The sequence below is a fragment of the Spirillospora sp. NPDC000708 genome (assembly GCF_040299565.1).
Lineage (GTDB): Bacteria > Actinomycetota > Actinomycetes > Streptosporangiales > Streptosporangiaceae > Spirillospora.
In genome coordinates this window covers 1-10,107 of record NZ_JBEPCJ010000123.1, presented here as the reverse complement: position 1 = coordinate 10,107, position 10,107 = coordinate 1, and the positions used below count along the sequence as shown (strand labels likewise).

The window sequence follows — 10,107 nt, the reverse complement described above, 5'->3', positions numbered from 1 at the left end:
TCTGGACCGTCTACAACTGGCCCAACCCGTGCCCCCCCCGCGGGCCACGGAGGACGTCCTCCGTGGCCCGCGGCGTCCGAAGTGCTCCCAACGTGCACTAAGCTTTTCCCCGAAGCACGGGGCTATGGCGCAGTTGGTAGCGCGCCTCCATGGCATGGAGGAGGTCTGGGGTTCGAATCCCCATAGCTCCACGCGAAGCAAGGAGCGGGTCCGCCCGCTCCTTTTTTCATGCCTACGCCGTGTAGCGGAGGACGGCGCCGACGTGCAGGTTCGCGTTCGGGCCGTCGGCCGGGAGGACGACCAGGTCGCCGTCCGTGGCGGTGAGCGCCCGGACGAGGGCGGCGTCGGCGCGCTCCGGCGTGGGGTCGTCGACGCCGAACTCGGTGCGGAGCTCGTCGGGGTCGGCGGCCACCTGGGCCGGATCGGGGCCGATCCACAGGCGGGCCGGGGACTCCGGGTCGTCGTCCAGGATGAGCGTCTCCACCTGGCCTTGCCGGACGGCCTGGACGGTCGCCGGGAGGCCCGCGACGGCGCGCTGCCCGTTGGCGAGCTCGCGGTCGAAGCGCTCCGCGACGGCCATGACGCGTTCGGTCGTCTTCAGCTTGAGGACGCGGTCCAGCTCCGCCCGGAGGTCGGGGTGCCCGGCGCCGGCGTTCTTGTCGACCTCGACCGTGCGCTCCAGGACGGGTTCGGAGATCTCGTCCAGGACGGCGGTGCGAGCGCGGGTGTCGCCGGCGATGAGCACGGCCTCGGCGCCGCAGCGCTCCGCGACCCGGTCGATCTTGTGGGCGACCTTCTTGGCGTTGGCCTTCCAGACGTTCTCCGACGAGCGCTGGAAGCGCGACTGGTTCCAGTCCCCGGCCTTTACCTTGCGGATCGGGTAGTCCTCGTCCCCTTGGACCTCGATGTGCTCGCGGCGGCCGTCGGCGTGGACGCAGTCGATGGTGCCGCCGCGGCGGTCCACGATGGCGGTCAGGTGCGGGAACTGGTCACCGCGGTCGGCGAGGTAGGGCACGACGTGGGGCAGCGGGGCGACGCACGCGTGCGTGGACCGCGGCGGGCCGGGGAGCCGGTCGGTGTGCAGCACCTCGCCGTCGGCGGCGAAGACCACCAGGCCCTCGGAACGGCGCTCCGCCATCTCCTCGTCGATGGTCCGCTCGACGGCGCGGAGCGTGGCCTTGGGGGCGTGCTGGGCCTCCAGTTCCGCGCGCAGCGCCCGCCACCGCAGCTCGGCGGCCTTGGACGCGTCCTCGGTCGTCCGGGTGAGGTCGGCGTACACCGACACGTAGGGACCCGGGTGCTGGTACAGCGTCTTGAGGAATGACAGCTCCATAGGGTCGCCGTACCCGATTCCGCTGGGGCAAACGTCAAGAATGTGGCGATTGTGGAGTCGGCCGTCGCCGGCGGGGTCAGTCCTCGGCGGACTGCTGGAGCCGCGCGTAGGCCAGCTGGAGCCAGTCGGAGCCCGCCACGGCGGTCATCGTGGCCCCGGCGAGCCGGGTGGCGTCCGGGGCGAAGATCAGCCCGGCCGCGTAGGCCGTCGCGACCCACTGCCCGGTGCAGAACGGGCAGGTGATCAGCTCCCCGACGGCGTGCCGGACGCCGTGGCCGCGGGCCTCCTCGGCGAGCTCGGCGGGGCCGGACGTCCCGGAGTAGCGGGTGAACGGCGCGCGCAGCGGGCTCGTCACCGGGTCCTTGGCGATCAGCCGGGACAGCTTGTGCGTGGTGATCGTCATCAGCGCGAGGTCGCCGAGGCCGACGCCGGGGGTCCGGCCGCGCCGCCGCCACGCCAGCAGCGCCATCGCGGCGGTGGTCACGCCGTAGACGGCGAGCGTGCCGAGGTAGGAGCCGAGCGGCCGGTCGGCCTCCCCGGCGTACTTCTCCTTCTGCTTGCGCGCCGTGTCGACGACGGTGCTCATGCCTGTTCCTCTCCGGGCGGGGCTATCACGCAGAACTCGTTGCCCTCGGGGTCGGCGCAGACCGTGGTCGGCCACCCGTCGTCGACGAACGGCCCGCGCACGACGTTCGCGCCGAGCCCCTTCACGCGGGCGACCTCGGCGTCCATGTCGGCGACCCGCAGATCCGGATGCATGCGGTTCTTGGCGGCCTTCGGCTCGGGCACGCGCTGCAGCAGAAGCCGGGGGTTCTCGCCGCGGGGGTCGGTGAGGGCGACGTACGGGGGGTCGTAGCCGCCGCGCTCGTAGCCGAGCGCGGCGGCCCAGAAGTCGGCGAGCGCGTCGGGGTCCGCGCAGTCCAGTACGAAGACCAGTTCCATCAGTGGTCGCGCAGCGCCTTGATGAGTTGGGACTTGCTCATCGACGAGCGGCCCTCGATGCCGATCTCGCGGGCGCGCTTCATGAGGTCGTCCTTCGTCCAGTCGTCGTACGAGGGGCTCTCGCCGCCCTTGCGGCCGACCTTCTTGCTGCCCTGGCCCGCGGACGCGTTGGCGATCCGCGCGGCCTTCTCCTTGCTCTCGCCCTTGTCACGGAGCTTCTGGTACTTCTTCTCGTCCTTGATCTGTGCTCTGGGCATACAAGGTGACTACCCGGTGCACACCGTCCACACATGGACGGCGGGTGGGATGGGTCTCCTTATCGGGGACAATGGCACCCGGAAAGGGGACATGTGCGCATCGGCATCCTGGGCCCGCTGTTCGTGCGGGACGAGGCCGCGCGACCCGTCGAGGTCAGCGGCCCGCGGCTGCGCGCGCTGCTGATCCGGCTGGCGGCCGAGGCGGGACGGCCCGTGTCCGCCGACCGGCTGCTCGACGACCTGTGGGACGGCGCGCCGCCCGCCGGCGGCGGCAACGCGCTCCAGGCGCTGGTGTCGCGGCTGCGGGGCGTCGCGGGACGCGACCTGGTCGAGCACGGCCCCGGCGGCTACCGGCTCGGGATCGACCCCGGCGAGGTCGACGCGGTCGCGTTCGAGCGCGCCGTCGCCGCCGCGCGGAAGGAGAGCGACCCCGACCGCCGCGCGGACGGCCTGCGCCGCGCGCTGGACCTGTGGCGCGGTCCCGCGCTGGCGGACGCCGCCGACGCCGACCACGCCCTCGCGGCGATCGGCCGGCTGGACGAGCTGCGCCTCGCCGCCGTCGAGGACTGGGTGGACGCGGAGGTCGCCGCAGGACGGCCCGTCCCGCCCGTCGCGGACCTGGAACCGCTGGCCGCCGCGCACCCGCTCCGCGAGCGGCTCCGCGGCCAGCTCATGCGCGCGCTGTACACGGCGGGGCGGCAGGCCGACGCCCTGGAGGTCTACGAGGAGACGCGGCGCGCGCTCGCCGACCGGCTCGGTGTGGACCCGTCCCCGGAACTCGCCGCCGTCCACCTGTCGATCCTGCGCCGCGAACCGGCCGCGGCGGGACCGCCCGCACCCACGGCACCGCCCCCGCCCCCTCTGCCTCCACCGGCGCCGGGACCCGCGCGGACGAACCTCCCGGCGCAGCTCACCAGCTTCGTCGGGCGCGAGGAGGAGTCGCGGCGGGTCGGCAAGCTGCTGCGCGAGACCCGGCTCGTCACCCTGACCGGGCCGGGCGGCGCGGGCAAGACGCGGCTGGCGGGGGAGACCGCCGCCGCGTTCCTGGACGACATGCCGGACGGCGTGTGGTTCGTCGCGCTCGCCCCGGTCAGCGACCCCGGCGACCTCCTGCAGACCGTGCTCGTCGCGCTCGGCGTGCCCGAGACCGTCCGCAAGGGCGAGACCCGGACCGTCCCGCGCCCCCTCGAACGGCTCACCGACTTCCTCACCGGCAAGCGGATGCTCGTCGTCTTCGACAACTGCGAGCACCTCGTCGACGCGGTCGCGGAACTCGCCGGCCACATGCTCGCCCACGCCCCGGCCGTCCGGATCCTCGCGACGAGCCGCGAGCCGCTCGGCATCACCGGCGAGTCGCTGTGCCCCGTCCCGTCGCTGCCGCTGCCGCCCGAGGAGAGCGAGCCCGAACCGGCGGAGGCGCTCGGGTACGCGGCGATCCGGCTGTTCGCCGACCGGGCCGCGGCGGTGCGGCCCGGCTTCGCGGTCGACGCCGAGACCGTCGGCGACATCGTGGTGATCTGCCGCGCCCTCGACGGCATCCCGCTCGCCATCGAGCTGGCCGCCGCCCGGCTCCGCGCGCTCACCCCCGGGCAGGTCGCCGACCGGCTCGGCGACCGGTTCCGGCTCCTCACCGCCGGCAGCCGCACCGCCCTGCCCCGGCACCGGACGCTGCGCGCCGTCGTCGACTGGAGCTGGGACCTGCTCGACGGCGTGGAGCGCACCGTGCTGCGCCGGCTGTCGGTGTTCGCGGGCGGCGCGACGCCCGAGAGCGCGGTGCGGGTGTGCGGCCTGGACGCGCCCGACGCGCCCCACCCCGACGACGTCATCGACGTGATCGCCGCGCTGATCGACAAGTCGCTGGTGATGGCGGACGGCGACGCCGACGTCCGCTACCGGCTGCTGGAGACCGTCCGCGTGTACGCGGCGGAGAAGCTGGACGAGGCGGGCGAGACCGCCCGCGTCCGCTCCGAGCACGCCGCGTACTGCGTCGACCTCGCCGAGCGCGCCGAGCCCGAACTGCGCCGCGCGAACCAGCTCTACTGGACGGCGCGGCTGGCCGCCGAGCGCGACAACTGCAGCGCGGCGTTCCGGCACCTGACCGCCGTCCGCGACGTGCCGATGGCGCTGCGGCTCCTGGCGTCGCTGGTGTGGTTCTGGATGATGCGCGACATGGAGCTGGAGGCGGGGGGCTGGGCCCGGTCCGTCCGCGAGATCGCGGGCGACGCCCCGCCGCCGGGGATGGAGGAGCAGTTCGCGCTCTGCGTCATCTCCAGCGACCTGATCAGCGTGATGGCCTCCGCCGACGGGCCGACGAAGGACTCCCTGCACGCGGCGCTGGACCGGGTGATGCGGTTCGTCCCGGACTCCCCGCGCCATCCCGCCCTCGCCCTGGCCAGGCCGGCGGGCAGCATCTTCACCGGCGACATGGAGGACACCCGGCGGCGGCTGCGGACCGTCGAGGACCATCCCGACCCGTGGGTCCACGCCATGGTGAAGGTGATCCTCGGGTACATCTCGCTGAACTCCGGCGAGATCGGCCGCGCCGCCGGCGAGCTCGCCGAGTCCTGCGCCGCGTTCCGCGAGCTCGGCGACCGGTGGGGGCTGATCATGGCGCTCGGCGGACTGATGCAGGTCGCCGTCGGCCGGGGGGAGCTCGCCGAGGCGATCCGGTACGGCGAGGAGGCGCTCGACTACGCCCGCGAGGGCCTCAGCCCCGAGGCGAGCGCCGGGATGCTCACCGGCCTCGCCCGCGTGCGCGCGACGCTCGGCGACATGGAGCAGGCGCGCCGCGACCTGAAGACCGCGGCGGCGTCGATGGAGCGGGTCGGCGAGTTCGCGGACGCCGCGTCCGCGCTGCTCCTGCAGTGCGAGCTGGCGCTGTGGGAGGGCGACATGGAGACCGCCCGCGTCTACGCCGACCGCGCCTACAAGTGGGTCGAGCCGCGCCGGCACCGCCCCGACTTCGCCCGGGAGGTGCGCCTCACCTACTGCCGGCTCGGCTGCCTCGCCGAGGAGGAGGGCGACCTCGACGAGGCCGCCGCATGGCACACCCGCGCCTGGGACGACCTCGGCGACGACTGGATCAACGGGAACCCGCTGCTCGCGTCGCTGCTGGAGGGCGTCGCGGCGCTCGCGGCGGCGCGCGGCCACCACGTCCGGGCCGCGGAGCTGCTCGGCACCGCCCACGGCCTGCTCGGCTTCCACCACGAGGGCTCGCACGAGGTCCGCCGCGTCGAGCCCGCGGTGAAGCGCGAGATCGGTGCCGCCGCCTTCGAGGAGGCGTACGAGCGCGGCCGCGGCGTCACCCGCGACGCCCTCTTCGCGCAGGCCGCCGGGCTCATCGCGTCGGCCTGACCGGGGACGCTCGCCCGCCTGACCTGGGACGCCGCCAGCCTGACCAGGGACGCCCGCCGGGCGGTCCCGCTCCTTCCGCTGACCGGGACCGGACCGGCGCGGTGTGACCCACGCCGCATAGCGTCCCGCCCGTGCCGACACCGCTGACCCTAACCGAGGCCGCCGCGGCGCTGCGCGCCGGCGACGTGACGAGCGTCCGCCTCACCGAGGACGCCCTCGCCGCCGCCGACCGGCTCGACGGCGCCCTCGGCACCTACCTCGCCCGCTTCGATGAGTACGCGCTGGCCCGCGCCGAGCAGGCGGACCGGGAGCTCGCCGCCGGCACCGACCGGGGGCCGCTGCACGGCGTCCCGTTCGGCGTCAAGGACGTCATCGCGATGGCAGAGGGCCCCACCACCGCGCAGAGCACCGTCCTCGACCCGGGATGGGGCGCCGGACGCGACGCGTCCGTCGTCGCCCGGCTCAAGGCCGCCGGAGCGGTGATCACCGGGAAGCTCAGCACCATGGAGTTCGCGTGCGGGATGCCCGACCCGTCCGGGCCGTTCCCGGTCCCGCGCAACCCGTGGGACACCGCCGCCTGGCCCGGCGGCTCCAGCTCCGGCACCGCCGGCGGCGTCGCCGCCGGCCTGTTCTTCGCCGGGCTCGGCACCGACACCGCCGGCAGCATCCGCATCCCGGCCGGGTTCTGCGGCGTCACCGGGCTGATGCCCACGTTCGGCCGCGTGCCGAAGTCCGGCGTCGTCCCCCTCGGCTACAGCCTCGACCACGTCGGGCCGCTCGCCCGCAGCGCCCGCGACTGCGCCGCCGTCCTCGCCGCCATCGCCGGGCCCGACCCCGCCGACCCCGACTCGGCCGACGTCCCGTACACCGCGCCGGAGTTCGGCGGCGCCCTCGACGGCGTGCGCGTCGGTGTCGTCCGCGAGAACCACTTCCCCGACGACGCCGACCCCGCCCTGGCGCCCGCGTTCGACGAGGCGCTCCGCGTCCTCGCCGGACTCGGCGCGGCGCTCGTCGAGGTGACGCTGCCGTACTGGGCCGAGACGATCACCATGAACTACGTCACGATGGGCGCCGAGGCCCTCGCCTACCACCGCGCCGACCTCGCCGCCCGCTGGGACGACTACGCCCCGTCCACCCGCCTCGCGCTCGCCCGCGGCGCCCTCGCCACCGGCGCCGACTACGTCCAGGCGCAGCGCGTCCGCCGCGTCGCCCAGCAGGCGCTCGCCCGCCTCTTCGAGGACGTCGACCTCGTCGCCGCGCCGACGCTCGGCATCGGCGCCCCGCGCTACGACGACATCACCGACGCCGCCGGGACGATCAACGTGGACGCCGCGTCCCGGTTCTTCTTCACCCCGTACTGGGACTGCGTCGGCACCCCCGTCCTCGCCGCGCCGATGGGCGCGACCGCCGCCGGGATGCCGCTGTCCCTCCAGCTCGCCGGCCCCGCGTTCGGCGAGGCCGGCGTCCTGCGCGCCGCCGACGCCTACCAAAGCGTCACCGACTGGCACCTCCGCGTGCCCGCCCTCGCCGCCGCCCCAGGAGACGACCGATGACCGAGACCGTCACCACCGGACCCGGCGCCGCCGACCCGACCGCAGAGGTGGCCGCCATGCTGGCCCGCTGCGGCCTGCCCGCCGGACCGTACGAGCTGGCCTACCTCGCGGCCGAGTACCCCTACCTCAAGGCCGGCATCGACATGCTCTACGCGGTGGACGCGGCGAAGGACGCCGACCCGGCACTCCGCTTCCGGGCCGGCGTCCCCGGCGCGCGCTGATCTCGACGCCCCGCTCAGGTGCGGCGCGAGTACATCCGCATGGCCAGCGGGAACGTGACCACCACGATCCCCGCCGCCCACGCCAGCGTGTACCAGACGTGGTTGCCGACCGGCCCGCCCACGGTCAGCGCGCGCACCGAGTCCGCGAGGTGCGTGACCGGGTTCACCTTCGTCCACGCCTCCAGCCAGCCCGGCATCGTCGAGGTGTTCGGCACCAGGATGCTGCTGCCGAACGTCAGCGGCATCACCCAGATGAACGCCAAGCCCTGCACCGTCTCCGGGGACGGCGCCACCAGCCCGACCAGCACCGAGATCCAGCACACCGCCAGGTAGAACACGTACGCCAGCGCGAACGCGCCCAGCACCGACAGCGGGTCGGTGTGGAAGCGGAATCCCAGGATCGACCCGAAGCCCACCAGTACCACCATCACGGTCAGGAACCGCACCGTGTCCCCGAGCACCGACCCGATCAGCGGCGCCGACCGCGCGATCGGCAGGCTCCGGAACCGGTCGAACACCCCCTTGTGGATGTCCTCGTTCAGCGCCGTCCCCAGCCCCATCGTGGCGAACATCGCCATCTGCGCCACCAGCCCCGGGAGCAGCTGCTGCAGGTAGGCGTGGGTGTTGCCGGCGAGCGCCCCGCCGAACACGTACAGGAACAGCAGCAGGAACACGATCGGCATCAGCGTCGTGTCCAGCAGCTTCTCCGGCGAATGCTTCAACTGCGAGATGTTGCGCCACGCCAGCGTCAGCCCGTGCCGCAGCGTCCTGCTCGGGCTGATCCGCGCAGGCGGCTCGGACGAGACGGGCGCGTCGACGGTCATCGTGGTCATGCCAGGCTCCCCTCGGAGATCAGGTCGGCGGGCCGCTCCTCGGCGAGGTGCCCGGTGAGTGTGAGGAAGACCTCGTCGAGGCTCGGCAGCCGCAGCGACAGCTCCGCCGCCACGATGGACGCCTCGTCCAGCCGCCGGACCAGCGCGGGCAGCAGCTTCGGGTCCTGCACCGGCGCCGTGACCAGGCCCGTCGCCTCCTGCACCTCGGGCCGCTCGCCGGTCAGCTCCGCCACGATCGCGGTCAGCTGCGCGGTCCGGAACGTCTCGGTCGCGCGGACCGCGAGGGTCTGCCGGCCGATCCGCGACTTCAGGTCGTCCGACGTCCCCTCCGCGATCACCCGGCCGTGCTCGAACACCACGATCCGGTCGGCGAGCGCGTCGGCCTCGTCCAGCTGCTGCGTCGTCAGCAGCACGGTCGCGCCGTCGGCGACCACCTCGCGGACGGTGTCCCAGACCTCGTTGCGCGCACGCGGGTCCAGGCCCGTCGTCGGCTCGTCCAGGAAGATGACCTCCGGACGGTTGATCAGGCTCGCCGCCAGGTCCAGCCGCCGGCGCATGCCGCCCGAGTAGGTCTTCACGGCGCGGGTCCCCGCGTCGGTGAGCCGGAAACGGGCCAGCAGCTCGCGCGCCCGCGCCTTCGCGTCGGCCCGCCCGAAGTCGAGCAGCCGCGCGATCATCACCAGGTTCTCGGTGCCGGTCAGCTCCTCGTCCACGGACGCGTACTGCCCGGTCAGCCCGATCATCGCGCGCACCCGGACCGCGTCCTTGACCACGTCGTATCCGTTCACCGAGGCGTGGCCGGCGTCGGGCCTCAACAGCGTCGCGAGGATCCGCACGGCGGTCGTCTTGCCGGCTCCGTTGGGGCCCAGCACGCCGAGCACCGTCCCGCGCTTCGCCGCGACGTCCACCCCGTCCAGGGCGTGGGTATCCCCGAACCTCTTCCGCAGGCCCTCGGCCTGGATCACATAGTCCATCGGTCGGCCTCTCTCAGTCACTCGTGTTCGACATCACCGAGCGTCCAGGAGGGCCCTGATACGGCGCGTACATCGCGGCTCGGACGCTGACCTCCCGCTGACGCGTCACTGACGCCGACCGCCGCGAACCCGCGTGACCTGGGGGTTTCCGGCGTGCGGCCGAAGAGTGTCCGGCGGGTGGCCGCGCCGATTTGACGGACCGTGCGCGCCTGCCTAATGTTCTTCCTGCCCCAAGGGGATGCGGGACGCCGGCAGGCGGACGGCCTCAGGGGAAGCCACCCGGAAAAAACGGTTCGAAGCCCGCTTCGGATCGAGGTACTCTGGAGTGGACGGCCCGAGAGGGGATGCAGGACGCCGCAAGGTGGCCGGCCCCGGGGACTCTTCCGCAAGATCAGACACAGGCGATCTTCGTCGCCTGCGGTGGCACGCGGGAGGCGGGCCGGGCTTCCTGAAGATCGACTCGGATGAGCCGGTTGACAGGAGCGAAAGTTCCGGTAAATTAGAAGGGTTGCCCCGGAGCGGGGCCCGCGGGAGCGGGTCCGGCGCGGTGGGTGTCCGTTTCTTGAGAACTCAACAGCGTGTTAAAAGCCAGTGCCTTTATCGACCTGGCCGGTTCGGCCGGGTCGCCCCGTGCCATCTC

The 10,107-nt window shown here is 73.8% G+C and carries 9 protein-coding genes and 1 tRNA gene; 4 read left to right on the top strand and 6 right to left on the bottom strand.

Translation table 11 applies throughout. From position 1 onward, the window contains the following. Window positions 1-118: 118 nt before the first annotated feature. Window positions 119-191: transfer RNA gene (locus ABT299_RS47390), tRNA-Ala, on the top strand. A 41-nt stretch (window positions 192-232) separates the two neighbouring features. Here ABT299_RS47390 and ABT299_RS47385 read toward each other — a convergent pair. From ABT299_RS47385 to ABT299_RS47370, 4 genes are all read right to left on the bottom strand, one after another. Next, complete coding sequence (locus ABT299_RS47385; RefSeq protein ID WP_190868369.1) at window positions 233-1,333, bottom strand: baeRF2 domain-containing protein; 1,101 nt, start codon at window positions 1,331-1,333, stop codon at window positions 233-235. 76 nt (window positions 1,334-1,409) lie between these two features. Continuing rightward, a complete protein-coding gene (locus ABT299_RS47380; RefSeq protein WP_190868368.1) occupies window positions 1,410-1,919 on the bottom strand; it encodes a DUF1360 domain-containing protein in 510 nt (169 codons plus the stop codon). Then, window positions 1,916-2,275 (bottom strand): VOC family protein, encoded by a 360-nt coding sequence (locus ABT299_RS47375; RefSeq protein WP_500254832.1) that lies wholly within the window; start codon window positions 2,273-2,275, stop codon window positions 1,916-1,918. The genes ABT299_RS47380 and ABT299_RS47375 overlap by 4 nt, the downstream gene beginning before the upstream one ends. Beyond that, complete coding sequence (locus tag ABT299_RS47370; protein ID WP_190868366.1) at window positions 2,275-2,532, bottom strand: DUF7218 family protein; 258 nt, start codon at window positions 2,530-2,532, stop codon at window positions 2,275-2,277. The genes ABT299_RS47375 and ABT299_RS47370 overlap by 1 nt, the downstream gene beginning before the upstream one ends. A 93-nt stretch (window positions 2,533-2,625) precedes the next feature. Between ABT299_RS47370 and ABT299_RS47365 the strand changes: the two genes are divergently transcribed. The 3 genes from ABT299_RS47365 (at window position 2,626) to ABT299_RS47355 (ending at window position 7,660) form a co-directional block, all read left to right on the top strand. After that, window positions 2,626-5,886 (top strand): AfsR/SARP family transcriptional regulator, encoded by a 3,261-nt coding sequence (locus ABT299_RS47365; RefSeq protein ID WP_500254831.1) that lies wholly within the window; start codon window positions 2,626-2,628, stop codon window positions 5,884-5,886. A gap of 131 nt (window positions 5,887-6,017) precedes the next feature. After that, on the top strand, window positions 6,018-7,439 hold the full coding sequence (locus ABT299_RS47360; protein WP_500254830.1) for an amidase: 1,422 nt from the start codon (window positions 6,018-6,020) through the stop codon (window positions 7,437-7,439). Further along, window positions 7,436-7,660: a hypothetical protein gene (locus ABT299_RS47355; RefSeq protein ID WP_500254829.1), complete on the top strand. Its 225-nt coding sequence runs from the start codon at window positions 7,436-7,438 to the stop codon at window positions 7,658-7,660. Before ABT299_RS47360 ends, ABT299_RS47355 begins: the two co-directional genes overlap by 4 nt. Window positions 7,661-7,674: 14 nt before the next feature. Here ABT299_RS47355 and ABT299_RS47350 read toward each other — a convergent pair whose 3' ends face one another. Together ABT299_RS47350 and ABT299_RS47345 are read right to left on the bottom strand one after the other, a co-directional pair. Then, entirely contained in the window at window positions 7,675-8,493 is an 819-nt protein-coding gene (locus ABT299_RS47350; protein ID WP_190868363.1) for an ABC transporter permease, read from the bottom strand. After that, entirely contained in the window at window positions 8,490-9,467 is a 978-nt protein-coding gene (locus ABT299_RS47345) for an ATP-binding cassette domain-containing protein (RefSeq protein ID WP_190868362.1), read from the bottom strand. The genes ABT299_RS47350 and ABT299_RS47345 overlap by 4 nt, the downstream gene beginning before the upstream one ends. Between the last annotated feature and the right edge of the window lie 640 nt (window positions 9,468-10,107).